The sequence below is a fragment of the Brassicibacter mesophilus genome, assembly GCF_050433385.1.
GTDB lineage: Bacteria > Bacillota > Clostridia > Tissierellales > Proteiniboraceae > Brassicibacter > Brassicibacter mesophilus.
Map to the genome: position 1 here is coordinate 71,399 of NZ_JBNPXI010000009.1, position 26,178 is coordinate 97,576.

Here is a 26,178-nt window from a genome sequence, read left to right on the forward strand (position 1 = left end):
ATAATTCCTAAAATATTTTTATCTTCTAGTTAAATAAATCTTTAAAAGTCTTATTAATTCATATTGACATTTTTTTATTTGAATTTCAACCTCTTACGTAAAAAAGTATAAAAAAATAACAAAACCCTTTTTTTCAAGGGTTTTGTCATTTTAATTACCTCCGATTTTCTGAGACCTCACATTTAAAGGATTTTTTACATAGATCTTTTCGTTTCTACAATCCTGTAGGGGTAGTCCATTGTAATCTTCATCGTGAGTATATCCATCAAACTTCTCGGTTACTATTCTTAAGTTAATAATTCCATTTTCACCTGTTGTTGGAATGTATCTTCTCGTTACCGTTTCTCCCATAGCATCAGTTTTTAATGGTGCTCTAAAATACTTTCTTTGATTATACCAAGATCCACTGGTTGAATATTGGTTTAGCATATAGACTTCCTTTTTACCATATCCACTAATAGCTAAACTAATTCTATCTACATTCGCTATTGAAGGAGCATTTGGAGACCTGGTTTGGTAGTTGCACTTATTCCGTCTATATGTAGAAGGAACACTTGTCCTGTTGGTGTTGTAATAAGTTACAATATAGAACTCATACCATTGTCCCGCTCTAACGATACCATTACTATTACCCTTAATGTTAATCCATCCGTCTCCACCATATTTATCTATAGTGGAAGGAGATCTAAACATTACTGCTTCGATTTGGAACTTTTCATAATAGCTTCTTGTTTCTTCCCAAGATTCTGTTTCCACATCTACACAATAGTAGATTGTTTTTGTTCCACCATCTTTTGTAGATACTGTTTTAGATTCTAATGTTCCAGTCTTCTTAAACATTCTAAACGTAACAGACCAGTTATTTTGTAAATTATAATCACTACATGGAATTTCCTCTGGATACTCTCTATCTTTTTCTACAAGTAAATTGGCTGTTGCTACATTATTAGAATAAGGATTACTTGTTCCATTCCACTCATAAACATTCTTGTCATAATTAGCAATTAGTCTAAACGGATTATTGCCGTCCTTAACTCTATAATTTTCTATTTCTCCAGTATAATTAATGATTGTCTTATTATTGGTAAAAACTATATCTCTTTCTTGATACACGATTCTATTAGAATTGTCTTGAACAACTGCTAATATATCATCTAAATAATCTATATCTTCTGTTGTATTAATTGAGACGGTAGCATTAAATCCAATATTTATAGTAGGAAGCTCTTCTTCAGATCCAATTTTAATTCTACGTGGATTTAATTCGAATTGTGTGACCATAATATCAATGCTGGATCTCCACTGCTTAAACATCGTATTGTCTGCTGGATTATCGTCAAGCCCCTGTGCTGTATATGCATCAGGAATTTTAGCAAAAACATCTATAATGTTAGAGCTGTTATTTATTCTATATCCCCTCAGTCTAAATGTTGTAGTATCTCCAACTTTTTGAAGCCTTTTATCTCCTGTCAAATTAAACTGCTGTATAGCATCTTGACTATCTCTAATCTCTAATTCAAGTTTAGGATAATCAATAGCTGTTACTCCATGTGTCTTCTCAACAATAACTTCTATTTCATAACTTTTATTTAACTCGAACCAATAACTTCCATCAGGATTTTTCTTATCATAAATTTCTCTAGAATATGTATTAATTAACCTAATATCCTTAATAGCTAAATTCTCAGGAATTTCTGTAATACCTTTAATAGGTAATTCTAATTTTTTAATATCATCTGCTTCAATATAAATATTATCTTTTGAAGTATCATAATTCTTTGGAATAAATGCTGTAAGCTCGAACGTTTTATCTAAAGTATTTACTGGAATATGGATATCTTCTATAAACTCTGCTTCTTGTCCTTTTAATAATGTTCTGTTGAGAACACTATTAACTGTATTACCTATAATTCCATCTCTTTTTATATTGAAATACTGACCTTTTAATGTATTAGTATAAATACCAAAATTGATAGGTATATTTGTTTCTTCTTGTCCTATATTTTTATATGTAAAGACTAACTTATAATCTTGTCCTTTAATTACTTCATCTACTTTACTTCCGTTAAGATTTCTCAGCTCAATACTGCTAACCTCTAGATCGTTTAAATTCTTAGCTTCAACTTCAAATGTAATTGTGCTAATATCATCATCCCTTTTTTGATTATCAGTTTCATCTATATTATCACTTGTATAAAAATCATTTTGATAAGGTAGAACACCATAAATAGTTATCTTATTAACACCTTCTCCTGCTCCTGTGTGCTCTGGAACTACTATTCCTTCTTCGTATGTTGCTACATTCTCAGGGTAATCTAGTCTAATATTATCTCCTATAACTAAATATCCGTTAGAAACAGGTTTTAAAGGAGTATTAGGATAATTTTTACTACTAACTAGAGGTTTGAAATAATCAGCATAGCTATAGTCTGTATTGTCGTTTAGTAAATAACCAATGTTCGTTTTAATTGACTTATTAAATGTTACTTCTTCTTCCATCGATGTCTCTAAACCTACATAGTATTTAATTTCAAGCTTATCTCCTACTTTTAAAATATCCGTTTCTGGATTTAACTTAACTCCATTTCTATATACTTCAATTCCTTTATAATCTCCTAAAGGGAATTCTTCAGAAGCTACTCGCAAATTTCTAACTGGAAGTATTTTAGGTGCTTGAACACTAGCCGACCAAACACTCCCACCACTTGTGTGAAGTTCTCTAGCATGTCCATAGGCATCAATTGTTGGTGGATAATCAATCGAGAAGTATTTAAAAAACATCTTAACTTGATTTTCTAATGTGGGCTGTAATCCATTTAAACTACATTGATATTTAATACTCTCTTCTAAGCCTTTGTTATAATAAGCAAATATTTGATACCATTGTGTATATTCTTCGGTTACTACCTCACCATTTTCTCTGAATTCTTTGTTAAAGAATCCTTCAGAAACTCTATACGGGTATTTTTTCCACGGTTCTTTTATTAACGTCTTCCTAGTCTGATATCCATTAACTTCATCAGATATATGGTCAACAGTCATATGAATAAACGAAGTTGAAATTCCATCCCATGTCATCGTTTGTCTCACATTTCCTTGAATACCACTTGGATGTGTAAAAAACATTTTATCTGGGTCTGGTTGTGGGTCTGGTATATATGTATAAACATCATGAGACCCATCTTTGAAGTTGTAATTATCTAAACCAACCAAATAATTTGGTATTATAGGTATATTTGGGTATACAGTAGGGTATCTCTTACCCCATCTAGATATATAAGAATAACCTATACTGTTATTTCGATTAGATGTGTTGTCAAATGTATCATCAAAATTATTAGGATCTTTTAGTGGTGCTAAATTCTTTGGATTATCAGTTGGTGTAGTAAAATAACTTAATTGACCTGTCTGTCCATAAATTTTCGTTTCACTAATTTGAAATTCTAACACTTCTTTTAAGGCCGTATCATAAAGATACCATCTTTTATATACTCCATCCTCTTGATCTGTATGCTCATACCAATGTGGCATTACTTGACCTGAAGGTAACAGAATATGCGAGTCTGATCTTAATCTTTCTCCTCCTCTATCAGCATATACTTTGTCCATACTCATCGTTAAACTAACTAATATAATAAAACAAAATATTAACTTGAACTTTTTCATTTGTTTTCCTCCTTTCTATTTTTATTGTTCATATATAAACATTTTATGCATAACTTAGAAAAAAATAAGCAGTCATGTTTTTATGACTGCTTACTTTTTTACCCTAAAGAAATATTCTGCTCCAATTTGTCTTTCTTCCACTCTATATTGAATTTCATCATTATAAGTATTCCACCTATTTGCTTCGAATAGTTTTCCTTTCTGATCCCAGTCTTTAATTAAGAATTCTGAAAGTTCAAAAGGTATATCAATTACCCATAACATATCTTTAAACATCTCTCTGTTTTCACCTTGCAGGTTATCTACTGTTAAAGAATAAACATTTTCAAGTGGATAATGAAATAATTGAAGTGAAGCAAACTTACCTTTATATCCTTGTTTGTCTGCTGTAATATGTCCTTTAGTAATGTCTACCTTATCTTCTCCGTATTTTTCTTCGAAATCTTTAGCTTTTGAGTTTTCCTTAAAATTAACTTCTACATTCGCTTTGTTATCTTCTTCCTCAAACTCAGATTCAACTGATGAAAAAATATCTATTCTGTGAAATCCTGATGTAAAATTATAGTCTATTTCAAACCCGTCTAATGATTCTAAAATAAATCTTAAAGGCACATAGGTTCTACCCTCTATTAAAACTGCCTTTGTGTCCATTTTGACTATTCCTTCAGGAGTTACTACTTTGTTATCTCCTATGGTTACTTTTACTTTATCATCAATAGTTGCTGTCCATGTATCTTGATCCCAATCTACCTTTAATCCTAATGCCTCTGAAATACCTCTCAAGGGAATAATAGTCCTACTCTGATTATCAATTAGAATTTTCCCATAGTCTTCTGGGAGAATTATTTCTTCGTTATTATAGAAAGCCCTAACATCATTTTCAGGAACTTCTTGTGCAAAAGCATTTACAGAAAACAATAACATAAATACACTTACTAAAATTAAACTGAATAACATTTTTTTCATATCAAACACCTCCATAATTTTTTATTTTTATTGTCTATATTGTTTGTCCTTAGATTCTATGCATAAGTGCATATGATATTCAAAAGGCATATCTTAAGCAAGTTTAGGAGATGTATCATATGAAATTATTTTTCTCCTCCCTATTTAAGCAACTTCTTCTTGTTCTTCAATATTGCTTAAAATAAAATCACTTGCCTTTTGTGCTTTTGAACATGCACTTATAATTAGATTAATATCTTCCTTAATAGCCTTCATCCATCCATAAAGATAGGCTACACTATTCTTTTCTACTTTTCTATTTTCTATCCCTAGCACACCTAGAATCATAGCCGAAGTCATCTCTGCAGTCAACTCTTCTTTGCTATAATTTTCAGATCCAAAGATGCTACTTTCACTTTCTTTAAATCTGTTAAGTCTTGAAGGATGACCTGTTGAATGTGCTATTTCATGAAATGATGTAGAAAAAAACTCTTCTAAATCTTTAAATTGTGATTTAGCTGGAACTTGAATGTAATCCCTACTTGGTGAATAAAAAGCTCTATCACTTCCATCTACCTCTTTAAAACTAATTCTACTATTGTTAATATACTCCTCTATTAATTTGTTAGCTTCTTCTATACTATCTTCATGATTAAAAGTAGGAAACTTGCTTTCTAAGCCCTCTACATCATTTATGCTATAGACAGTATAATAGCGAAGAATAGGAATAGTTTCAGTTTCTTCATCCTCATTTTCTTTTTCAACTATGTTCCAATAAAATACCATATGTTTTTTACATCCTTTTTTTAGTTTTATGCTTGGATCTTTTTCTCTTAGATTACTTAATTGAGTAAATGTAATAAATTCATTCTCATCTTCTGGAAGTAAGAATAAATTCATTCCTCTATATGGTCTTCTTGTAACATAATTTACTTTTGGTCTTCCTACCCAAGGTTTTTCCCAAGGCAATTTCTTATCATCACCATTAATCGCTTCCTCAATTAATTTAATAAACCTTTCTTGAACAATTTGATAAACTTTATTCTTTGCCATCTTAAATTCCTCCCTATAATAAATAAAAGGAACTCAAAAACAACAAAAGATTAGAATCTTAAACCATATAAACTCCAACAACTTTTAAGTTTATACCTTTTTAAAATTCCAACCTCTTAATTTGCTTTTAAAGCTCCTTTTTTGACATTTTTATATTATAAGCTCTTAATGTTCATATAATAACTTTTTAAACACAATTTTTAACATAACTTTCAATGAAGACTTCTTGAGTTTTAAAACCTCACTTCAGTTTTTAAAGAAGTTTTTAACTTGACGATGAATACTACCTACTCCCTCTTGCTAACACTGAAGAAAGGAGTATTCAAGGAATGATAGTGTTCTCAACAGAACTATAAAAAAAGACTAACCATTTTAGGCTAGTCTAATTATTAAAACTTGCTTTTTTATTTAATATTTCATTAGGACTTACTTGTTCTGTCTTATTTGCTTGTTGCTCCATTCTTTGTCTTTCATATCTATCTACATTAGGAACATAGAAGGTTTTAGGATTTTTATTCCACATTTCTTGACTCTTACCTTCTATAACTCTGTTATTCATAGAGTCAAATCTCAGTTGATTTAAATTCATGTTTGGTAGTGCTATTTTAGCTTTTAAGGTTAAACCATTTACTTTATCTGTTTTGTAATCATATTTGACTTGGTTTATACCCATCTCATGAAGTAATTCTCTTTTCTTTTCTGATTTATCATATTCTTTAATTTTATCTAACTGCTTTTGCATAGATTCAGGAGCTTTAAAATAATCATAACCCATTTCAATTTGTCCTTTATTATTAGCGATAGATGTTACACCTTTGTTGTATAGATGATTCATATCTCTCTCATAACTTATAAATCTATTTGGAACTGTTGAACTTGAGATATTATCAATTCCATGTCTTCTTTCTAAATCTCTATTATATTCTCCTTCTGCTATTGCTCCCTTAGCATAATCAGCTCCATCTAATACAGTTCCTTTAGCACTATCATATGTATCGAAACCAGCATCCAGAGAAGTTTTAGCTCCTCTAGCAAATGATCCTGCATCTAAACTAGCTAAACCTCCTACTGCTTCTAAGCCTCCACCCAATCCTCTAGTAGCTCTTCCTAAATTTCTAGAAGCAAATTTAGCTGTATTAAGTGCTCCTCTACCTGCCATTCTTGTTCCTGCTAATACTTTATTTCCTATACTCTCACTAGCTCCTCCTCTTGATTCATATGCTTCCTTAAAGTCATTTGATATTCTTTCTGAAACATCTGAAACTTTATCTGATAACTTAGAAGAGTTTTGTGATATTTGTGTAGCCATTGCTGATCTATCTGCTGTTCTTGTTTCTCTTGAATTGCTATTCTCTTGTGCTGAAGAACTATTGCCACTTGTAGCTACCCCACTTGAAGTTCTGTTGCTTAGACCTTTTTGTCCTGATCTTTCCATAGCTCCACCTGCTCCTTTTGCTGTGGCCCCTGCTAAAGCTACTCCTTTGCCTAATGTTCCAATGGCTTTTGTTACGTTCCAAATATCTATTCCTGTTATTGTAGTCAAAATTCCAGTTACAGAAAGAATTAATATGAATGTAACAATTATACGGTCAAAAGGATTTACATTTAAGCTATTAGCAAAATTAGAAGCTACTCCTAGAGTGATTAAAGAAAGTGGTGTAAAGGCTATATCCCAGAATAATAACAATGGTAATCCTAGTGGTGTTCGATTAACAAAAACGTCTTTATCTACTAAAAAAGGAGAAAGAAAACATCTGATATGTGCTAATATAACATGCACCATTGCATTGATATATATAATAAAATGAACTATTGTCACCATAAGCCCTCCAATAGCCATATCCAATTTATCACTTGTTAAACTATTCTTTCCTAATGGAGCTAATGCTAAAAGCCAACTTCCATTCTCTTTTAATAAAAACATCATCCCATATAATAATGGAATTGAAGAAATTACAATCACTGTTGATACTGCTGAATTTTCAAGAGTTCCCCAATATGTTATTTTGTTATCTGGCTTTTCTGATTTAATCAAAAATGCCAATGCTTGTTTTACCTTCTCTACTCCCAACCTATTAGTTGTAATAATTACATGTATTGCTATCATAATTGGTAAATACATATATACATATGATTTTAGTGACGATCCTACATATCCTAGTGAAAGTAAATTATCCCAATCTCTTGTCATTAAATTTGTTATAAAATTTATTGCCCCTGCGAAAAATTTTTCAATATCTCCTACTATTCCTTTATCAGGTTCAATCAATGTAGTATTACTTACAGTCTGCAATTTGGTCTTATATTGAGTTAAAGCTATTAAAATTTGCTGATGTAATGTGAAAAATTTACTATCTTCATCATAATTATACATAGTTTCAATTTCAGGTTCTTTACCATTAAAAAAATGATACCCTTTTGGAATAGCATAATCAGTAACCTTATATTCATCATATCTCAACTCATTAAAAGGTTTATTTCCTCTCCACATAAAAATTTGAATCATATCATTTTTTATATCATAAAAATAACTTGTTTTGTTTTTATTAGCTTCATTGTCTTTCTTTTGATCATAGTTACTTCCATTTGGATTACCAATTTTAAAATTTAGTTGTTCTCCATTAAATTCAAAACTGCCTCCTGAAACATCTACATTTTGAATAAACCTCTGTAATAAATAAACAAATTCGTATTTATCTTCAGGTCTTCTGTCATCATATATAAAATTGACTAGATTACTTACCCCGTGTTGCAGTCTTGTTGCTACCTCTTCTGCCTTATCCCTTTCACCACTGCTAACACTATTTAAACTTCCATTTTCTTTATAAGTTCTAAATGGATATTCTAAAAATCTAAAATCTCCATTTGAAGTATGATTATAAACTTTATTTTCTAATTTTCTATCATCCTTATTGTTTCCAAGACTTCTTTTATCAATATAAGGAAATCTATCTTTATCAATATCACCCGAAGAAAATACTCTTTCATATTGTCCATTTCCTAAGCTTCTAACACTAACAAAGTATTCCTCTGGTAATAACTGATTCCATTCTAATTCTACTCCTACATGATCCGATCTTTTTTCATCAAAAGTAATAGGCTTTAAATTATCTCCCACCCTAAAGTCTTTAAAGTTTCCAAAAACTGCTTCTAAGTGATCTTTATTATCTTTTGCTCCATTGGAATCGGTAGTAATTTGAACGATCTTATTATCTAAATCTAATAAAGACCGTATCATAATATGTTCATGCTTCTCACCACCAATCGCTAAGACTGGAACAATAAAAATATTCAACAATATAATGGTCAAAATAAATATACTTAATGTTCTCTTCATTAATATGCCCTCCTTTCATTTTATTGTTTTTATTGGAACTTTTTATTATGATATGCATCACTATATTGATACATAATTTTAAATTGCATTTCAGAGATTTTAGCTGTTCTACTAAAAAAGCCCTCTTCATACTAAAATAAGAGTGGGCTTTAAATTTCCTTTTCAAGAATATATAATCGTCTTTTCAAAACTGAATTTAGAACAATGAATACTATACAAGTTACTATAAAAATCATAAAGACAAACAGCAATTTATCTTGTTGTATTAAATTATCAATTTGTAGAATACTTGTATTAAATATCTTATCAATGATAGGTTTTATAGTTGATAGAAAAACTGTAAAAATCAATTGAACAATTCCATTAATAACGATTAGTCCTTCTATAATCCTTTCATCTTTTAAAATAGCACATAGATTAATATCTTTTTTTCTACTCTCTGCTTCCCCTATAAACCTATTGTATGAACTTTTATATAAAATACTAAGAGAAAAGAATTTCTCAATTATAAACAAATATCCAAAATACAGTAAATTCAAATAAAATAACAAAGTATGAGCTCCAGGTTTAATTGTTAATAGCAATGTTAAAGAAATGATAAGATATGTCAAATGTATCATTTTTTCTATATTAAGTATTGTTTTATACTCATAAGTTATTTTATCCATGTATTCCACCTCCTTGTTTATATTGTGTTTATATTAACATTATAATATTTCTGTGTTTATCCATCAACTCTAAATTGCATTATAGAAGAAACCTGCCCAAATAGTAATTCCTCCTAAACCTGTTGCTGATATGCCTGTCCAAAACAAAGCTTTTATTGCCTGTGTTCTAGTCTGAGGATTACCAGCACTAACACCTAATCTAATGAAGTTAATTATAAACATTACTATCATAGTTAAAGCTCCTAATCCAGTAACACCTACAATAAACCCTCTATACCTTTCAAAGAACCCATTTGTAACCTCTCTGCTATCTTCTTTTAAATTCTTTATTCCAAATTGTCCGTTTTTAATTTCAAATGTTACTTCATTATGAGCAAAGACTTCTGTAGTAACTAACATAATTCCAAGTAAAATAATAAGTATCACTAATATACTCCTTTTCATATCACCTCACCTCCATTATTCAATTTTATCTTTAATACTCTTTTTATAATGCTTAAACATATATGTGTCGATTGCCCTTAGAATATCACCAGTAGTTTCTAAATTCATTCTCTCTAATTGATAATCAAGACACTTTCCTTTATACCTTCCTTCTAACTCATCAGCAATAACCTTACATAATTCATATCTATTCTTTGTTTTATTTTCAGTTATAGCATTTGTTATTAACTCTCTTGTTCCCCTTGTTAATTTGTAATTAGAATCAATTCTCTTATAACCCTTGTCAATTAATTCTTGAAGTCTTTCTAATTTATTCTTGTCCATTATAAATCTCTCCTTTCTTTATTGTTTTGATTTGAACATTATACTATATGTATAATTTGTTTTTTAAATATATGTTTTTAAACTTTGTATAGTCTAAATACAATCTATGGCCATCTTTATCACCAAACTGAGGAATAAAGAATAAATATCTGAATCCTAAATCTTCAAATACCTTTGTAGTTTTATAAATATCTGTAACATCAATAATTCTATAATTCTTATTGGTAATATCCACAATAACAATCTTAACTTCTTTTGTTTTTCGTAACTCTATTAAGTGCAGAAGCTTCCTATCTCTAAAATGAATATATCCCTTTTCCTCTAAGAAATCTGTATATACACTAACTACTTCATAATATGTATCAGTTTCAGGATCATATAGATCTGGTGTATTATCTATTTTATTATCTATTCTAAAAGTCTCTATGGCATCACATCCTGCTTCAATACAATTATTCAATTCTTCTAATCCTGAATCATTTACTAACCATTTTCTCAAAACACTATCTCTTGCTAACTCTTTTCCGTATTCCAAGTTAGATCTCTTATCTTTTCTATGTCCTACCGTATCTAAAAATTTATTACTTTATCATTAATAATCCCTTTTAAAGCATTTGCTACTTGTTCTCCTACATTTCTATTACAATACTCATATATATCTTCTTTTATTAAAGATGATAAAACCTTATCTTTATCAATCTTATTATTTTTTCTTTTATAATAACCCATATTTACCTCAACTCCTTTTCATACATTTTTTTATTTAATAAATGTCAGTAGGAAGAGAATGTTAATCTTCCTTAATAAGTCCTAATTCAATAGCTAGACTTTCGATTTTAAATAGAATATCATATTCAAAAACCGATAAATCATATGTATCAATATTTCTTTTTTCATATAAACCTTTAATTTGGCCATTTCTAATATTTTTACTTTTTATGTAATAACCTTTGAAATCATTATTTTCCTCTTCGTGTAAACCAAAGTTAACTGCTTCTTCTAAATCATTTGATTCTCCATAATAAAGAGCAATATCTTTAAATAGAATATTAATTCCTTGTTTGCTAATTTCAATATCAGTCTTATAAACTAATTTTTCATTTTTCATAAATTACAACTCCTTTCAATCTATAATGTTTTTTTATTAACCTTATATTAACATTGTATGCATCACCTTTTTTATGTATAAATACATTTTAAACAAGATTTTAAGCATTTCAGACAATGAAAAAAGACACCTGCATTAAGTGCCTTTAATGTTCTCTTGATGACATTATAGAAATATTAACTAACAAGCCAACTACAGAATACGTCTAAGATAATTTCACTATATATAATAATTCCTGTAAATAAACAAGCTGTTGAAGTAGCCCATAACCCCTTGATAAAATATCTCTTATTAAGAGTTCCTATTAACATCAAGAAAGCTCCTATTATAAAAACTATAATTCCCACTGGTTCTGATATTCTTTGTAGAAAATAAATTACTTCATACAATTTATTAGATACTTTATTTTCAATCCATATTATTTTAACGATTGGTAAAGTTATATACTTCTTATTTAACTCATCAAGTGTATCAATATTATTAATAACATATTTTCGTGGAAGCTCATGAAAAGATAAATTCTTATACCTTTCCATATCTTCTTTTGTTACTATAGTCTTTTCAAACTCTTCTACTGAAGTAAATATTCGTATTTCATAATATTCATCTTTGTAATCTCTAAGAAAATCATCAACAGTAATTAGATCAGCATATGTTACCGTTACAGTAATAGAGAGAAAAATAAAAACTAAGATTATAATGACTATTCGTTTCATTAAATATCACCTCACATTTTTAAGATTTTGATAAAAAAAGTAGAGAGCACCTATGAACTCTCTACCCTTATGAATTCTTCAATAAGAACTCTCAAATCCGACCATTTTTATTTTTCTTATTATATATTAAGCATAAATTTTTGTTTTATAATTATTTTGATGGAGAAATTTTATATTTTGCTAATATTCTTTCTAGCTCATCTGGTAATAAACAGTAACAAATTACATCTCCCTTCTTCCAGTCGCCCCAATACTTCTCTTTAAATTTACTTGCTTCTCTAAGGGTTTGATAACCTCTAAGCAATGGATACTCTTTATCTTCTACTTCTTTTAATGCTTTCTCTAGTTCTTCATATATTTTAGGCTCTCTCACGGAATAATAACAAACAACAAAATACTTATCACAAGACCTATATTTAACTTTATTCATAATAATCTACTCTCCTCTCTATATTGTTTTATTGTGAACATTATAAAAATGTTATAATTAATCTAATCTATTATAAGGAAGATTTAAATCTTCTTCTGTTATTTCAATCCCTTCATTTCTTTTGGCTTTTAACCACTTTTTATATGAAATATTGTTGAAATTACTACTTTTAACTTCTTTAATATGTTCTCTCTTTATATTCTCTGCTTCAAAATAATTACTACATTCCTTAATCTCTGACCATAGCCCCTTAGCTCCCTGTGCTACTGATTTGTCATCAGTAATTAATGCCTCTGGAATATTTCTATAAATCACAACATAATACTTCACCCTAAATCACCCCCTAAATTATTGGAAATCCTATTATTCTATTTTCAGTATTGCTAAAATCTATAAATACTTCCTTATCTTCTTTTTTATAATAATCTCTAAAATATCTAGAATTCATATTAAGAAAAGAACTAATTTTATTTAGTCTGCTGAAACTGTAATCACTATTTTCTATTGAAATGATTTCGACCTTATCATAATCAAATGTAGTCAAATATTCACTGATAATTTCCTCAACAATATTTAGATATAAAAATCTAGTTTCTTCTCTAATATTTAATGGAAAAGTAAATACATCTACATCAAACAACTTGTCAAATAAAGTATATCTCTTACCATTTGCTTTAATTGTTTGAACTAAATAATTAATAAATAGCCTTAATGATGTAGTATTATAAAAGGTCTTAGACTTGTCCATGAAATAATCATTTAATAAGTAATCTTTAATATAATCAAGCTCTATCACTTCACTTTGATTAGCTGGCAACCTAGAAAAATCATTTATCATTTTCCTGCTGTCTTTTCTAATCAATAATGCAAATAGATCTGTTAATGATGCACTGTCTCCTCTTAATTTCTTTACAACCACGATTGCTTTTCTTAATAAATCTAAGTTTAATGATTGATAAAAAGCACTCCTTTCAGATTCTAAACCTAAAGACTGATAGCTTATAAATATTTCCTCTAGTCTTTTAATAACTGTTTCTACATCTCCATAAAGAAGATCAATGTAATAACTTAACTCTTGTTTTCCCGTTAAATCAACTATCCTGTAATTATCAATATTATCTTTGGCTATTTTCTTTGATGTGGGAAAGTTCATTTCAGGGATTATGTAGAAATACTTTGTATTTTCTTTTCTGACTTGAGTCAAATCTAAAATATCGTTCCCTTTCTTAAATAAAATAAAATTTTCTTTTTTAGTTTCCATAGAATAATCCTCCTTTCTCTTGATGTTCTAATAATAACTTTATAATAATCTTGCTTATTACTAATCTTATGCACCACCCTACCTCTTTACAAAATCAATTGATCTGATAATAATCTATAGTGAATTTTTTTCAGAGAAATACATATAATCAATTATTACTCCCTATTCTTAGTATTAAAAAAACAGCTTTAAACATTTGAGTTTAGAGCTGTTTTACTTTGCAATTTCTTCAATTTCTTTTTTTATCTTATTGTAGAATTGCCAATGTTCTAAGACTTTTTCTCTTTCTAAATTGACGATCTCTAGATTATCTATTTCTTGTCCAAATTCCTTTGAAGTAAATCCCTTGAATTTATCTTCTAACAAAGGTATTCTACTTTCTATATAATCATATCTGGACTTTGTAAATGTATAGATCTTATAATTTATCTTGACATCTTCTCCTAATAAAAGAAAAAATTGTTTTGCCATGAAGATTCTTTTAAATAAAACCGAGGTTTCTAATCCATACTTTAGATTATCAACGATACCAAGTTCAACAATTGCTTGATTACCTACTTTTCTTAAATTATCACTAAAAATGCCATTATCTTTTAGTATGTCAAAAGTCATTGGTCTTACTAAAGCTTGATCATCTTCTTTATCATTTAAATTTATAGAAACATATTCTTCAAGCTTTGCTATCTTATCATTAATCTCATTTAGGTATTTTTCGACAGCCCTATATTTCTTATTTTTATTATCTAATAAAGCTTCATCATTCTCTCTTTTTTTAAGTTCAACTATATCCTTAGCATATCTTCTTTCAAAGCCCATAACTCTTTCTAGTCTTTTCCTATAAAAAGACAATTCTTCTTCAAGCTCTAAATAGGATTTAAGACTTTCTCCATTAAAGAGTATTACATCACTATCTTTGCTGTAAGTAAATGGTTTTGCAATCTTACTTGTTGATGTTAATAAAGCAAGCACTTCATTTCTAACTTTCTTATTACTATGCTTTAAATAGTTATTCTTGGATTTCATAAAGAACTTAAGTAGATCAATATTATTAGTCTTAGCAAATAAATTTGAACGGTAATCTTTAAAAAAATACATTCCTTCAACTGGATCTGCTCCAATAAACCTTTTGTGAAAAGCTTTATACATCTTTGTTTTTGAGACTTCGTTATATTTATTTTTATACTTCTTCTGGAATTTCTTAATTTCATTCGCATTTAACTTTTTAAGCTTACTACCATTTATGAACTGTTCTATTTCTTCTTTTGAATATCCAACATATTTTAATTCATTTATTTTTTCCTCATCTGACTTTTTTAAAAAACCTTTATAAACGATATTTTTTATGTATTGATAATAGATATATAATTCCTTAAACTGAGCACTTTCTTTTTTAAATGAATTACTGACTTTCTGAAAAGCTAGGCTTTCAATTTTATTAGCTATAATTGCTCCTTTAACATAGTTAAGATACACACTAGCTTCACTAATATTAATCTTCTTTTGAATTGCATCATGGGGCTTAATTAACTTAACAGCCTTTTCATTTAAAGCATATACCCTTCCTAGATTAAGATTCTTAGACCAGATCCATTTTTCATCCTCTAACCGCTTAGTCATTCTTCTAAAGCCATAATCAGTAAAAATTGGTTTTAGAATAAGCTTTAAATGCTCTACAAATACATTTTCTAAATGATATATAATCTTTAAAACAAGCTCATCATTTTCTGTAAGATCAAAAACATTTTTATCACTTACAGTTATATTAAAAATGCTTTTTCCCCATATATTTGATTGAAATTCTTCTTTATTTTCTAATGCTTCAATATTCTCTTTTATTGCTTTATAATCATTCATCTGCTTCACCTCCATGCTTTCTATATTGTTACCATATGAACTTTAATAAGCAGGTAAATAAATAATCTCTTTACCTGTTAGTGTCTCATAATTCTCTTTAGCTTTGATATCTTTGTATTCATAATTAGCTGTTACAATTTCTATATTTAATTCAATCGATGTAGTTGTAGATCTAGAAATTATATTTTCCATTTTAACTATCGCTTTATCAAATTGTTTTCTGTAGCTTTCTGAAACCTTTAATCTTTCATCTCTCAACCTTTCTAGTGTCTCCTCAGCTTCATTTCTCGTTAATTTAACTCTGAAATCTGAATGGGATACTCCACGTTTATTATCATTAATAATTTTAAGATCATTTCTAGTATTTCTTCTATCAATTAAATATGTTGCCTCATCAATCTTATGTGCTCTATAATCATTCTCTATTTGTTTGATTTGGTTTTCCAGTCTTTCTTTTTCTTCTTTTAAAGCTATTTTATAAGCATCAGTAGTTTTCAATTGTTTGAATTCATCTTTTAACTCTGTCTCGTTGCTTACTCTTCCTTCTAATTTAGCTTTATCAGGAAGTATATTGATAATATTATTAACACCTTTTGCATGAACGGTCGATCCACTTCCTCCAAATTTAGCTTTGCCATCAACATGAAGCTTGAATTCTCTTCTAAATTTTTCTGTTGATTTAAAATGACCTTTCTCGGCATTTTGAATAGCTTCTAAATAGCCACCTTTTTTCAAAATATAATATTCATTTTTTCCTACCAATCTAATAATATCATCTTTATGTAGAATATTTTCTCCATATTGAAATTGTCTTCCTAAGAGTTTGTTTTCTTCTCTTTTCCAATTCGCTTTTTGTTTTGCTTTTCTTCTAGCACTTCCACTTCTTCTTTTTTTAGCCATCCTATCACCCCCTACTTACTACTAGATAAAGTCTTAATTAATATGTCTTTATATTTAGTCATAAACATTTCTTCTAATGTTTTTTCACTTAATATTTCTAAACTCTTTATTTCATTTATTAGTGATTTTTTATTACTCTTATTTTTTTCTATATAATCTAAAGCTAAGGCTAAAGATATTTCCGATATTAGATGTTCTTTCTTTTGCATTAATACCGCTCCTTTCATATAATTTAATCTTCTTTTGTTTCCTCTACTTCTTTAATAATTTGTTTTCTTATATTACTACACATAAAATAACCTAATATAAATGCTGGTGCTATAAAAAAGAATATTTCTAAGAATACCTCTGGTGTTAATGGCTTGTAAAAAAATAATGAAATTACTGTTAAAAGCATATAAACCGATAATATTAGTCCTCCTGTTAAAATAGTTTTAATTTTATTGTCAGTCATAAATTTCACCTCCATATTATTAATGTTATTATATTAACTTTATATTATTAATATATGCACCTATCCTTTATTTCATAAATAAACTTATGTAGTATCTTTTTAATAATGTCCACATGAAAACATTAAAGAAACTATAAAGGAAAATTTAATGTAGGCCCAAAAAAATTAAAACCACTGGTAGTTTCCAGTGGTTGATTTTAATAAGTTAGATTATGATTTATTATATGTTCAATTCTTTTCTTATTTCATCAGGTATATATTTTTTAACCTTGTTATTAACTTTATAAGCTTTTTCACAGAAGTCCTTGCTTCTATCTTTCTTAGGCATTAACTTCATATAAGAAGCATCTTGTCTAATGATCTCTAACAGTATTTCTTCATTTATCATATTTACTTTAATATAGTCAATAGCATCTTTATTCTCATTTATAGCTGTTAGTATCATTAATTTATCAATGTATTTTTCAGGAACTTCCTTTATTAATAGTCCATTTTCTTTTACTTTTTCTAAATAGTTTTGGTAGTTCATAATTTTCATCTCCCATCTCTAGGTGATCTTACTCAATGACTTTATAAAAACTTCTTTTAACTAATAGATTCGATAAAAGTATCATAGCTATTAACTTCATCTGATAAGAACGATAATTGTCCTTTATCTGTATTATTAATGAATTCTATGTAAAACTCTTTAGTTATATAATTTAATGGAACACTATAGATAGAATGTGGATCTAAAATAGATGCTCGTAAACACAGCTCATATGTCTTAAATTTTTCTGGAATATTATTTAAAGCTACAGGATTTATTTCAACAATAGCATTAGCAATTTTTTCATTATATAATTCCCCTGGTATGTATTGAATTATTTCATTATTAAAATCTATTGCCTTTATTATTATTTCTTCATTTTTAATCGTATCACTAAGTTTTGCAAATATGTATTTGTCCTCAAATAAATCTAAATTTTTAACATAATATAAAAATTTCTCTTCATCAGGTATCATACCAATATCTATTTTATTTCTTAGTTCTTTTGGAATCATTGAAAATAAAGTGTGATCAGCTTCTAATCCCTTTGTAGCTAATTCAACCATTTCTTCTTTATTCAAATGCTCATTTTCTATTATATCTTCCAAAGTTACCCTTGGATCATTACTTAAACAAACCATATAAAAATCTTTATCTTTTAGTTCTTCTGAAATAGATGTTAATTCTATGTTATCAAAGTTAATGCTTATAGCATCTAAACACAATTTTCTTTTGACCTCATTGCTTATATTTTCATCATCAAGAATCATTGAGTATGTAGAATTATTTAGTTTTATGGCCTCTTCATAGAAATCTTGAGTTTTGTAGACTTCAGGAATATAGTCGTATGAATCAAATTCATTTGATTTAAAAGCTTCTAAACATAACTCTCTATTTTTCATTTCTTCTGGAACAAATCTTAAATTAAAACCATCACTCTTAACAGCTTCCCAGAAGATTTCTTCATCTAATAAATTTTGGGGAATATATGCAATAGCTCTGCAGTCAACTTTCAAGGCTTCTATATAATCTTCCTTGGATTTTAGTTCATCTGGTTTGAATTTAAGTGGATTTTCTTTATACTTAAGAAAATCATAGTCACCAAGATGAATCTCTAAATAAGTTTTATAAACATCAATATCATTCATATCATAATCCATATACACAAGTGAAGGATTATCTTGTAAAGTTTTTATAATTTCTTCTGAAGTGTTTAATTTCATTATCTTCTCCCCTTCGGATGATATTTTATTAACCATTTTGCACAATTATTATATCATACTTGTAGTTTAGTGTTATTATTGTTTATAATATCAACATAACGAAATTTCTTCTTAGGGGGCATACTATGAGCAGAAAAATAGATTTGAGTTTTGAGTATTATCAGGGTAGTGTAGATCTAACAAGTGAAATAGAATTTCATAAATTTAAAAAATTTCTTAATGAGCATTCTGATATTATAGAAGCTCTTGATAATGAAGATTTTTTCATTGAAGAAGACTCTACCCTTCTGGCTGGTTATATTCAAGGTGATACTCTTTATATTGAGCTATATAATAAAGGTATCAATATTATACGAAATGAACCTAAAAAAGAAGTTTAATATTAAACTTCTTTTTTACTGTTTTCAATTATTTCTTTAGTAATCTTTATCTGATTATAAAACATTTCCTGTAATTACTGCCACGGTAGATTCTATTGGATAACCTAGTATTAGTCCATTTAAAACAAACATTGCATCTGAGATAGGATTAACATAGTCATAATCAGTAAGAAAATCTGATAATTCTTTATTAAATAGAATATTTAACTCCTCTTTATCTTCCTGATCTATGAGACTATATCCATATGATTTGCTCATAAGGTCATAAGATTCTAATAGAGCTTCTATATCGAATAGTTCTCTGATCTTTCCCTTATTTGCAATTCCTATTTCACAATGTCCTTCCCAAAAATGAGGTTTAACAAGATATTCTACACCTTTATCTTCTATCTTTTTAATATATGTATCTACTTCTGCTTTTTCTACTACAATAAACCCTATTGGTTTTCTAGCTGTTAAAACAGCTTCTACTAATTTGTCACTATAATTACTATCTATAAAGTATATATTATCCCAATTCAACATCGGTGTAGAAAAAGGAATCTCTACCTTTGGAAAACTGTATCTCAGGTTTAAATTTCCATTATACAGTCTTAATATATGAGATACCTTCTTATAATCCCTTCTATATATACCACTTAATCCTAATCCTTCCTCATTTCTATACTTTCCTTTATAAGGTCTATCCTTTTCTACCCACCCATTAATTGCTACTAAGTTCATATTATATCATTCCTCCTATTATTTAATCATTGGTTTTCATGTTAAAAGGGATGATCCTTCTTAAAAATCCTACATTACTATTTCTAAAGACTATAATTTCCTACCTAATTCAATTGTTCCAGCCTTTTAGAAATTAATGATTCTAAAAAGTAACCATTCCTTTTTGATTTGTATCCTTATACTATAATGCAAATATTACAAATACTATTACTTTTTTCTTATACTTTTAACTTATTACTTGTTCTTCATTGACAATGTTCAATCCTTTAAATTGTCTTTTGTAATGTTTGAACATATATGTATCATTTTTTCTTCAAATTCAACTAATATTTCTACTAATTTTTTGTATTTATCTACCCTACGAGATCACCTTTATCAATCATTTCCATCATTTTGTCTTTTGCTACTGATTTCGCTCCGTCCAAATTACCACTTAAATTATTTAGACAATCTAATAAAATTTCTCTACTCTCAATCTTATCAAATGCTATTTCTGATTTTTCCGTATAACTCAACTAAATCAGCTCCTTTTATTTTTTTTAAATTAACAATTCTCAATATGTCTTTTATAGTGTTTTAACATATATGTATCAATAGCTTTGAGGATATCCCCTGTATTTTGTAGCTTCATTCTTTTTAACTGATAATCCATTGCTCTACCCTTAAATTTATTATCTAATTTATAGTTTTGATCAACCCTTTCGTATCCTTTACGTTTTAGCTCTTGGATTTTGTCGAAGTTTACAATATTGTTCATAATCATTTTAAACCAGCTCCTTATCATTTGATTTTTTTATTACGACCTTATTATTAATTAATGAAACTAATTTAGATTCCATTAAAACAGAATATTAACTCGTAAAAAAGAAACTGCCCTTTGAGAACAGCTTCTTTAATCCTAACTTATTAATATCTTATCTATGGTCATTAAAAAATGTATTATCTTTAAATTCCTTTTCATTTTTAAACATATTTTCAATAGTTGTTTTAAGCAACTCTCCTATCGACTCTCTTATGTTTCCTTGTAACTCCATGAAGAAATCAATATCTGTTATATCAATATCTTCTACCTCTATCTCTGCTATTAAGTATACTAATGAAACTATCGTATAATATATTTTATCCTTATCATATTGACTAAGGTTTTTGTTAAAGTAGAGTTTTTTAAAGTCAATATACTCACTGATCCTTATTTTAGCTGATATAAGGTCTATATTAGATACTATAGATTCTGGATTATCAATTAAAAACTCCTTATTTCTTAATGTTAATACTGGAAAGTAATTTCTATCCATTCTTATATTACAGTTATTACTAAAAAATTCTTCGTGACTAATGTTAAAATACTTACAAATACTTATAAAGTGGTAAGGTGTTAAAACAATCTCATTTTTTAGAAACTTTTCTTCAAACTGCATTGTGTCATTTACCATTTTAATTGTAAATTCTTCTCTCATCATAATAAACAACTCCTTTTAAATTTTTCAAGTTGATTTTTAACTTGATTAATTTAAAGATAACACTTTCAGTTAAATTACAATTCCATCAAAACAGAATGTTTGAATTTATAGAATCAAAAAAAGAAACTGTTTTTTAGACAGCTTCTTTCTTTTCATATTCCTTTATTAATCTAGATACGGTTTTAGGTAATTCTAATTTCTTAATCCTATAATTAATTTTGTCATAGTAATCTTTGTGTTTGCTAATACTTCCTTTTTTATATTTAGATCTGAATTCAACAATTATTTCATTTAATTCCTTTAGATTTTGTTTTCTATCTTCTACTAATTTTAGAAATTCATCTTCATTAATAACTTCAAAATCAAATAAAAATCTTGGGCAATTACCTTTATAAAATTCTTTAATAGCTTCAAGTATCACTTTAAAACTTTCTTTTTCTTCAGGATCTATTGTTTCCATTTCATTATCTATATCTTTAAATGTTTTAGGATCAAATCTTTCTTCTTCAGCTTCATTGTTTTTATTCTCAATAGCTTGTAAAGTCAAATAGGCAAATACTTCGCAAATCTCAGCTAAGATATATTCATCTCCGTAAAATATATATTTTTCTTCTTTCATGATCTTCACTCCTTTCTTTATAATGTTCATTTGTATACATTATATTATGCAGTAACATATAAACTCATAACCTGAAGCCAAAACTTCGGAAAATGAGCTAATCAAATGATAATGGGCATTACATAGGCAGATGCAAAACTTCGAAATTTATAATAAAAAGCTTTAAATATAGATAAATAGTATCTTACAGGAGATTTTTAAAAAACTTCGGAAAAAATTTCTTAACTTTAATTTTTCCAATGAAAAAACTTCGGAAAATCGACAAAAAAAGCTTGTAATTAAGTCTATATCTTTATTAGATGAACATTTTAACAAAACTTCGGAATCTTTAAGTATAAAGATCTTACTATAAGCCTTTGTAATCTACTTATAAAGAAGATTAGGGGTAATTCCGAAGTTTTTAATTAATACTTAAAGTTTTATACAATGATTTGGGGTATAGCATCTCTGCAACACTTATTAGTAAGTAGAAGGATTTAAAAATCTTAAAAAATGTATCTAATAAGCCTGATTACAGGATTTAGGAACATTTTTTTTAAAGTCTTAAAAAATCTTAAAAATCACTTCTACCCTTCATTAACACTAGATCCTAGTTGATTTTCAACAAGAATTAATACTGAAGGATCTTATTTTTATGTTTCAGTTCTTAAAGCCTTAAAAAGTCTTGAAATGTGAAGGTAATATAGTAATAGACAGGATTAGAATATATTTTTTAGGAAAATCTTAAAAATTTTAAAATTAAGATTTTTTTTAGGCTACTTTAAGCTAGTTATGAAGCGAATTAGAAGAAATTAAGATTTGTAATTGGGGGGTATATAATATAATGGGAATTATGTTAGGTAAATGAGGGTTTTAATGGGGGATTTCTTTTGAATTTACCTGAAAGATCTACCCTAGCATCTTTTAAAGAGGGGAAAAGGGGGGTTTTAAGTGAGAGAAAAAAATGACCCCAGAGAGTCCATACTCAAAGGAAAAGGGCCGTAACTTGCTTGACACAAATATACTTTATACCCTATATTCTATCCCCTTAGTGTCAAGCAATGAGGACCCGAAGTGGAGTTTCAAAATCGCTTTTTATTTTGAAACGGAACGAAGCCCTTTAGGGTTTTCCGTAATCTGCCACGACTGTTAAGGAAGTGGCCGACTGATATATTCCCCACGAAACACTCGAAAACTTTTGTCTCGCTAGAGACATAAAGTTTTTGGTGGTGAGTGGATATGGAATATACAGGAGTATGGACACCCCACAGGTCTTCATCATTTTTTCTCTCACTTTTTCTACCACTTTTACTTTTTAACATTATTATATGAATATTGAAATTTCCTATAATATACGTCATCTATCTTCATCATAAATGCTTTTTACGATGAAGACATTTTTAATCAAAAAACTAAAACGTATGAGAGTTTTTATGTCTCAGTAGAATAATCACTGATAAGAATTTTTACACTATAAAAGACAGTTTTACTGTTAAGTAAGAACTGTCTTTTTGTGATAGAAAATCCTTTCCCCCTTTTCCCCTCTTTTTCTAACTCTTTTTAATTCAAATGAATATACCTTGTTGTATATTCATTTGGGAAATCCTCGGAGTATTCAGTGTAGAATATTTGGTTTGTTTCAAGCTCTGAATCATATATGATATAAAAATTAGCATCTGGAGTATATTCATTAACTGGAGTTGTAAGTTTCCAAATTTCTTTCCCCTTAATTGATCTTGAATCAAAATAGTCTTCAAAATATGGAAGGTCAATTGGTTGTATCTGCTCTCTTAAATATACTTTACTATGTTCAGGAATAACAACTGAATCCTTAATTTTTACATTTTCAATCTGATAGTCTAAACTAGAATCTAAAAAACTGTATAAATAAAGTTCTTGGTCTCTTGTATAACTAATTAAATATTCATCTTCAACACTATTAATATCTTCAAATGCTAATGTAAGATTGTTTAAATCCTCTAGCAGATAATACAAATTTTCCTTCTCATCAGGATTGTTTTCTAAATAATACTCTAATTGTTTTAAAGCTTTAACATATTTACCTTTGGAACTATAATCATAAATACTACTTAGTAGATCTTCCTTTGTTGCGGGAAGTCCTAAATTTCTTTTTTCAATTTCTTCTTCACTTCTCAATTTTTCATATTCTTCCTTACCTAATCCACTGTCAGTCAATCCACTGGTATCTTCATAATCAGAATCAATATACTCTTCATCCGTTGTAATAATCAATTTTCCATTTTCATCTAAGTTCTCAGAATTAACCTTAATCTCTTCTTTGAAAATAGCACTTTTAATCAAGATAACTGATACTGAAATCAATGAAAAAATGATTAAACCAATTACAATATAAATTCCTATTCCCAACTTCTTTTTTTCCTTAGATTCGCTTACTTTTTCATATAAGTCTTGGTTATCTTCCTCCACCTCAATATTTTGCTCTTTTCCTTTTTCCTCTTTCATCACACCTCACCTCCTGATTATCTGTTAATATCTCGTCTTCTTCTGTCAACACGTTCGCTTCTAAAATCATTGATGTTTGTAATTTTTACACTTTCAATTTTTGACACTATAATTTCGTTTTTAAATTCCAAGCTTTCTAATGTTCTTAAATTACTTTCAATCATATCTATGTAAGCATCTTCTTTCTTGATGATCTTATTAATAAGAATAGTAATTAATATTCCAATGAAAAAAGCCCCAGTATTAATTAATTCAAAATAATTAATAGTATGATAAAGAACTGTTATAAACGAAAGTATATAAATAACTCCTGGTAAATAAAGATCATTTATCTTACAACCAAAATACTTATCATATATTCCTTTTCTGTTTTTTCTATAACCAAAAAAAGAACTAATTAATAAACTTGCTCCCAATAAAAAATAAAGAATAATATCATCTAAATATTCAAGCTCAAATATTACATGAGCCATTGTAAATAATAAGCCTACTGTAATGATCATAGCAATTAGATTAAAAATACTATCAATTTGAACTAATCGTTTGATTGTAGATAATTTATAATCCTCAGCTTGCTCTTTACTAAAGTCTTCTACATCAATATTTGACAATTGTTTAATATTTTTTTTCTCAATTTTTCTCGGAAATTTATATTTTATCTCAACAAGATTATTCTTAATTATTTTTAAGTCTTCTTTGAATTCAGGTTTGTTTGCATCATCAATAATGAAATTATATAAATGGTTTTCATAATAACCATAATTTGTTTTAAAAAATCCTTTATACATTTTAACACCTCCACATATTATTAATGTTTTTATATTAACTTTATATTTATAATATATGCACATCTTACTATATATATCAGCTAAGAGCAACAAAAGAGAGGTCTAAGCCTCTCTAGTGTATTTACGAAATAAGGATTCAAACTGTTCACTTTTCTCTTGTTCTTTTATCAATTTATTGTCTTCAATAAACTTATTGTAGGAATGATAAATAGATGTAATTGCAAGATATAATTCTTTAAACTCATCTTTATTAGATTTTGATATATAATCTTCAGGTGGCACTGACCCAAGACTCTTAAACGTGCTTACCCATTCATAAGTAATTGCTTTTAGTTCTTCAATATAAGGTTTTATTTTCTCATTTAATATTTTTTCTCTATCTTCCTTAGATACCTTTTGTTGATATTCATAAGATTTAAGAAGTAACTCTTTTAGTCCAAAAGCCTCGATATAATTATTCTTAGTTTTAAAATCACTATTTATCAAACTCGAATAGAAAAGATTTAATGGATCTATTCTACATTCAATTGTAGAAGGGATATAATCAATCTCTTTAAACATTCTTGTCCAATATTCAACCACAAAATTATGATCAATATTTCTTCTTACAAAATCTTCTTTAGCCCGTGTTCCCTTATTTATATTCAATTTATTTTTCCTTTGGCTATACTCATCTTCTCCAAACAGATCTATAATACACTCCTTTAAACTTGGATATGTCTCTAAAATTTTTCCATGCAATGCTCTTTTAAAATGTGATGTAGATGGAATAAATCCATATTCGCTTTTTAGTTCTTCTAATTGTTCTCTAATTATTTTTTTCATAAACTCTC

General features: G+C 27.9%; 29 protein-coding genes. 1 reads left to right on the plus strand and 28 read right to left on the minus strand.

Annotated elements, in window-relative coordinates; all coding sequences use genetic code 11:
• Positions 1–150 precede the first annotated feature (150 nt).
• From HNR33_RS11410 to HNR33_RS11505, 20 genes are all read right to left on the minus strand, one after another.
• Complete coding sequence (locus HNR33_RS11410; protein ID WP_429083394.1) at positions 151–3,666, minus strand: hypothetical protein; 3,516 nt, start codon at positions 3,664–3,666, stop codon at positions 151–153.
• 90 nt (positions 3,667–3,756) lie between these two features.
• Positions 3,757–4,632: a copper amine oxidase N-terminal domain-containing protein gene (locus HNR33_RS11415; RefSeq protein ID WP_429083396.1), complete on the minus strand. Its 876-nt coding sequence runs from the start codon at positions 4,630–4,632 to the stop codon at positions 3,757–3,759.
• A 144-nt stretch (positions 4,633–4,776) separates the two neighbouring features.
• Positions 4,777–5,664, minus strand: coding sequence for an ArdC family protein (locus HNR33_RS11420; RefSeq protein ID WP_429083398.1), 888 nt, complete (start codon positions 5,662–5,664; stop codon positions 4,777–4,779).
• Positions 5,665–6,046: 382 nt separating this feature from the next.
• The gene (locus HNR33_RS11425) at positions 6,047–9,001 is read right to left on the minus strand and encodes a hypothetical protein (protein WP_429083400.1); all 2,955 of its coding nucleotides are present in this window, start codon (positions 8,999–9,001) and stop codon (positions 6,047–6,049) included.
• A 149-nt stretch (positions 9,002–9,150) separates the two neighbouring features.
• The gene (locus HNR33_RS11430) at positions 9,151–9,669 is read right to left on the minus strand and encodes a hypothetical protein (RefSeq protein ID WP_429083401.1); all 519 of its coding nucleotides are present in this window, start codon (positions 9,667–9,669) and stop codon (positions 9,151–9,153) included.
• 69 nt (positions 9,670–9,738) lie between these two features.
• The gene (locus HNR33_RS11435) at positions 9,739–10,113 is read right to left on the minus strand and encodes a hypothetical protein (RefSeq protein ID WP_429083403.1); all 375 of its coding nucleotides are present in this window, start codon (positions 10,111–10,113) and stop codon (positions 9,739–9,741) included.
• Between the two features lie 15 nt (positions 10,114–10,128).
• Positions 10,129–10,437 carry a hypothetical protein gene (locus tag HNR33_RS11440; protein WP_429083404.1) on the minus strand — a complete coding sequence of 103 codons (309 nt, stop codon included), beginning with the start codon at positions 10,435–10,437 and terminating at the stop codon, positions 10,129–10,131.
• Positions 10,438–10,480: 43 nt separating this feature from the next.
• Positions 10,481–10,972 carry a hypothetical protein gene (locus HNR33_RS11445; protein WP_429083405.1) on the minus strand — a complete coding sequence of 164 codons (492 nt, stop codon included), beginning with the start codon at positions 10,970–10,972 and terminating at the stop codon, positions 10,481–10,483.
• A gap of 35 nt (positions 10,973–11,007) precedes the next feature.
• Positions 11,008–11,166: a hypothetical protein gene (locus HNR33_RS11450; protein ID WP_429083407.1), complete on the minus strand. Its 159-nt coding sequence runs from the start codon at positions 11,164–11,166 to the stop codon at positions 11,008–11,010.
• A gap of 61 nt (positions 11,167–11,227) precedes the next feature.
• On the minus strand, positions 11,228–11,545 hold the full coding sequence (locus HNR33_RS11455) for a hypothetical protein (protein ID WP_429083408.1): 318 nt from the start codon (positions 11,543–11,545) through the stop codon (positions 11,228–11,230).
• A 176-nt stretch (positions 11,546–11,721) separates the two neighbouring features.
• Positions 11,722–12,261, minus strand: coding sequence for a hypothetical protein (locus HNR33_RS11460; protein WP_429083410.1), 540 nt, complete (start codon positions 12,259–12,261; stop codon positions 11,722–11,724).
• Between the two features lie 151 nt (positions 12,262–12,412).
• Positions 12,413–12,691 carry a hypothetical protein gene (locus HNR33_RS11465; RefSeq protein ID WP_429083412.1) on the minus strand — a complete coding sequence of 93 codons (279 nt, stop codon included), beginning with the start codon at positions 12,689–12,691 and terminating at the stop codon, positions 12,413–12,415.
• Between the two features lie 57 nt (positions 12,692–12,748).
• A complete protein-coding gene (locus HNR33_RS11470) occupies positions 12,749–13,021 on the minus strand; it encodes a hypothetical protein (RefSeq protein ID WP_429083414.1) in 273 nt (90 codons plus the stop codon).
• Positions 13,022–13,034: 13 nt separating this feature from the next.
• Positions 13,035–13,952, minus strand: coding sequence for a hypothetical protein (locus HNR33_RS11475; RefSeq protein ID WP_429083415.1), 918 nt, complete (start codon positions 13,950–13,952; stop codon positions 13,035–13,037).
• A gap of 213 nt (positions 13,953–14,165) precedes the next feature.
• A complete protein-coding gene (locus HNR33_RS11480) occupies positions 14,166–15,806 on the minus strand; it encodes a hypothetical protein (RefSeq protein ID WP_429083417.1) in 1,641 nt (546 codons plus the stop codon).
• A gap of 42 nt (positions 15,807–15,848) precedes the next feature.
• Complete coding sequence (locus HNR33_RS11485; protein ID WP_429083419.1) at positions 15,849–16,706, minus strand: hypothetical protein; 858 nt, start codon at positions 16,704–16,706, stop codon at positions 15,849–15,851.
• An 11-nt stretch (positions 16,707–16,717) separates the two neighbouring features.
• A complete protein-coding gene (locus tag HNR33_RS11490; RefSeq protein ID WP_429083421.1) occupies positions 16,718–16,933 on the minus strand; it encodes a hypothetical protein in 216 nt (71 codons plus the stop codon).
• Positions 16,934–16,938: 5 nt separating this feature from the next.
• Positions 16,939–17,160, minus strand: coding sequence for a hypothetical protein (locus HNR33_RS11495; RefSeq protein WP_429083423.1), 222 nt, complete (start codon positions 17,158–17,160; stop codon positions 16,939–16,941).
• Positions 17,161–17,380: 220 nt separating this feature from the next.
• Complete coding sequence (locus HNR33_RS11500; protein ID WP_429083425.1) at positions 17,381–17,689, minus strand: hypothetical protein; 309 nt, start codon at positions 17,687–17,689, stop codon at positions 17,381–17,383.
• Positions 17,690–17,745: 56 nt separating this feature from the next.
• Positions 17,746–18,912, minus strand: coding sequence for a DUF4116 domain-containing protein (locus tag HNR33_RS11505; RefSeq protein ID WP_429083427.1), 1,167 nt, complete (start codon positions 18,910–18,912; stop codon positions 17,746–17,748).
• Positions 18,913–19,037: 125 nt separating this feature from the next.
• On the opposite strand from HNR33_RS11505, the gene HNR33_RS11510 reads away from it, so the two are divergent.
• Positions 19,038–19,292 (plus strand): hypothetical protein, encoded by a 255-nt coding sequence (locus HNR33_RS11510; RefSeq protein ID WP_429083428.1) that lies wholly within the window; start codon positions 19,038–19,040, stop codon positions 19,290–19,292.
• A gap of 54 nt (positions 19,293–19,346) precedes the next feature.
• Here the strand turns inward: HNR33_RS11510 and HNR33_RS11515 are convergent, their stop codons facing one another.
• The 8 genes from HNR33_RS11515 to HNR33_RS11550 form a co-directional block, all read right to left on the minus strand.
• Positions 19,347–20,015, minus strand: a complete 669-nt coding sequence (locus HNR33_RS11515; RefSeq protein ID WP_429083430.1) for a hypothetical protein — start codon at positions 20,013–20,015, stop codon at positions 19,347–19,349.
• Positions 20,016–20,368: 353 nt separating this feature from the next.
• Positions 20,369–20,530, minus strand: coding sequence for a hypothetical protein (locus HNR33_RS11520; protein WP_429083432.1), 162 nt, complete (start codon positions 20,528–20,530; stop codon positions 20,369–20,371).
• Positions 20,531–20,559: 29 nt separating this feature from the next.
• The gene (locus HNR33_RS11525) at positions 20,560–20,778 is read right to left on the minus strand and encodes a hypothetical protein (RefSeq protein WP_429083433.1); all 219 of its coding nucleotides are present in this window, start codon (positions 20,776–20,778) and stop codon (positions 20,560–20,562) included.
• Positions 20,779–20,929: 151 nt separating this feature from the next.
• Positions 20,930–21,475 (minus strand): hypothetical protein, encoded by a 546-nt coding sequence (locus tag HNR33_RS11530; RefSeq protein ID WP_429083435.1) that lies wholly within the window; start codon positions 21,473–21,475, stop codon positions 20,930–20,932.
• Between the two features lie 133 nt (positions 21,476–21,608).
• Positions 21,609–22,094: a hypothetical protein gene (locus HNR33_RS11535; protein ID WP_429083437.1), complete on the minus strand. Its 486-nt coding sequence runs from the start codon at positions 22,092–22,094 to the stop codon at positions 21,609–21,611.
• Positions 22,095–23,633: 1,539 nt separating this feature from the next.
• Positions 23,634–24,557 (minus strand): hypothetical protein, encoded by a 924-nt coding sequence (locus HNR33_RS11540; RefSeq protein WP_429083439.1) that lies wholly within the window; start codon positions 24,555–24,557, stop codon positions 23,634–23,636.
• Between the two features lie 17 nt (positions 24,558–24,574).
• A complete protein-coding gene (locus tag HNR33_RS11545) occupies positions 24,575–25,345 on the minus strand; it encodes a hypothetical protein (protein WP_429083440.1) in 771 nt (256 codons plus the stop codon).
• A 102-nt stretch (positions 25,346–25,447) separates the two neighbouring features.
• Positions 25,448–26,170 (minus strand): hypothetical protein, encoded by a 723-nt coding sequence (locus HNR33_RS11550; protein ID WP_429083442.1) that lies wholly within the window; start codon positions 26,168–26,170, stop codon positions 25,448–25,450.
• Positions 26,171–26,178 lie beyond the last annotated feature (8 nt).

Excerpts from the sequence above, each read along its gene's own strand:
- HNR33_RS11455 (WP_429083408.1), bottom strand. The coding sequence starts at position 11,545 with ATGAAAAATGAAAAATTAGTTTATAAGACTGATATTGAAATTAGCAAA.
- HNR33_RS11460 (WP_429083410.1), bottom strand. The coding sequence starts at position 12,261 with ATGAAACGAATAGTCATTATAATCTTAGTTTTTATTTTTCTCTCTATT.
- HNR33_RS11545 (WP_429083440.1), bottom strand. The coding sequence starts at position 25,345 with ATGTATAAAGGATTTTTTAAAACAAATTATGGTTATTATGAAAACCAT.
- HNR33_RS11510 (WP_429083428.1), top strand. The coding sequence starts at position 19,038 with ATGAGCAGAAAAATAGATTTGAGTTTTGAGTATTATCAGGGTAGTGTA.
- HNR33_RS11450 (WP_429083407.1), bottom strand. The coding sequence starts at position 11,166 with ATGGGTTATTATAAAAGAAAAAATAATAAGATTGATAAAGATAAGGTT.
- HNR33_RS11535 (WP_429083437.1), bottom strand. The coding sequence starts at position 22,094 with ATGAAAGAAGAAAAATATATATTTTACGGAGATGAATATATCTTAGCT.
- HNR33_RS11515 (WP_429083430.1), bottom strand. The coding sequence starts at position 20,015 with ATGAACTTAGTAGCAATTAATGGGTGGGTAGAAAAGGATAGACCTTAT.
- HNR33_RS11500 (WP_429083425.1), bottom strand. The coding sequence starts at position 17,689 with ATGAACTACCAAAACTATTTAGAAAAAGTAAAAGAAAATGGACTATTA.
- HNR33_RS11410 (WP_429083394.1), bottom strand. The coding sequence starts at position 3,666 with ATGAAAAAGTTCAAGTTAATATTTTGTTTTATTATATTAGTTAGTTTA.
- HNR33_RS11550 (WP_429083442.1), bottom strand. The coding sequence starts at position 26,170 with ATGAAAAAAATAATTAGAGAACAATTAGAAGAACTAAAAAGCGAATAT.
- HNR33_RS11540 (WP_429083439.1), bottom strand. The coding sequence starts at position 24,557 with ATGAAAGAGGAAAAAGGAAAAGAGCAAAATATTGAGGTGGAGGAAGAT.
- HNR33_RS11465 (WP_429083412.1), bottom strand. The coding sequence starts at position 12,691 with ATGAATAAAGTTAAATATAGGTCTTGTGATAAGTATTTTGTTGTTTGT.
- HNR33_RS11415 (WP_429083396.1), bottom strand. The coding sequence starts at position 4,632 with ATGAAAAAAATGTTATTCAGTTTAATTTTAGTAAGTGTATTTATGTTA.
- HNR33_RS11435 (WP_429083403.1), bottom strand. The coding sequence starts at position 10,113 with ATGAAAAGGAGTATATTAGTGATACTTATTATTTTACTTGGAATTATG.
- HNR33_RS11420 (WP_429083398.1), bottom strand. The coding sequence starts at position 5,664 with ATGGCAAAGAATAAAGTTTATCAAATTGTTCAAGAAAGGTTTATTAAA.
- HNR33_RS11430 (WP_429083401.1), bottom strand. The coding sequence starts at position 9,669 with ATGGATAAAATAACTTATGAGTATAAAACAATACTTAATATAGAAAAA.
- HNR33_RS11475 (WP_429083415.1), bottom strand. The coding sequence starts at position 13,952 with ATGGAAACTAAAAAAGAAAATTTTATTTTATTTAAGAAAGGGAACGAT.
- HNR33_RS11530 (WP_429083435.1), bottom strand. The coding sequence starts at position 21,475 with ATGATGAGAGAAGAATTTACAATTAAAATGGTAAATGACACAATGCAG.
- HNR33_RS11525 (WP_429083433.1), bottom strand. The coding sequence starts at position 20,778 with ATGATTATGAACAATATTGTAAACTTCGACAAAATCCAAGAGCTAAAA.
- HNR33_RS11440 (WP_429083404.1), bottom strand. The coding sequence starts at position 10,437 with ATGGACAAGAATAAATTAGAAAGACTTCAAGAATTAATTGACAAGGGT.
- HNR33_RS11495 (WP_429083423.1), bottom strand. The coding sequence starts at position 17,160 with ATGACTGACAATAAAATTAAAACTATTTTAACAGGAGGACTAATATTA.
- HNR33_RS11490 (WP_429083421.1), bottom strand. The coding sequence starts at position 16,933 with ATGAAAGGAGCGGTATTAATGCAAAAGAAAGAACATCTAATATCGGAA.
- HNR33_RS11480 (WP_429083417.1), bottom strand. The coding sequence starts at position 15,806 with ATGAATGATTATAAAGCAATAAAAGAGAATATTGAAGCATTAGAAAAT.
- HNR33_RS11505 (WP_429083427.1), bottom strand. The coding sequence starts at position 18,912 with ATGAAATTAAACACTTCAGAAGAAATTATAAAAACTTTACAAGATAAT.
- HNR33_RS11485 (WP_429083419.1), bottom strand. The coding sequence starts at position 16,706 with ATGGCTAAAAAAAGAAGAAGTGGAAGTGCTAGAAGAAAAGCAAAACAA.
- HNR33_RS11425 (WP_429083400.1), bottom strand. The coding sequence starts at position 9,001 with ATGAAGAGAACATTAAGTATATTTATTTTGACCATTATATTGTTGAAT.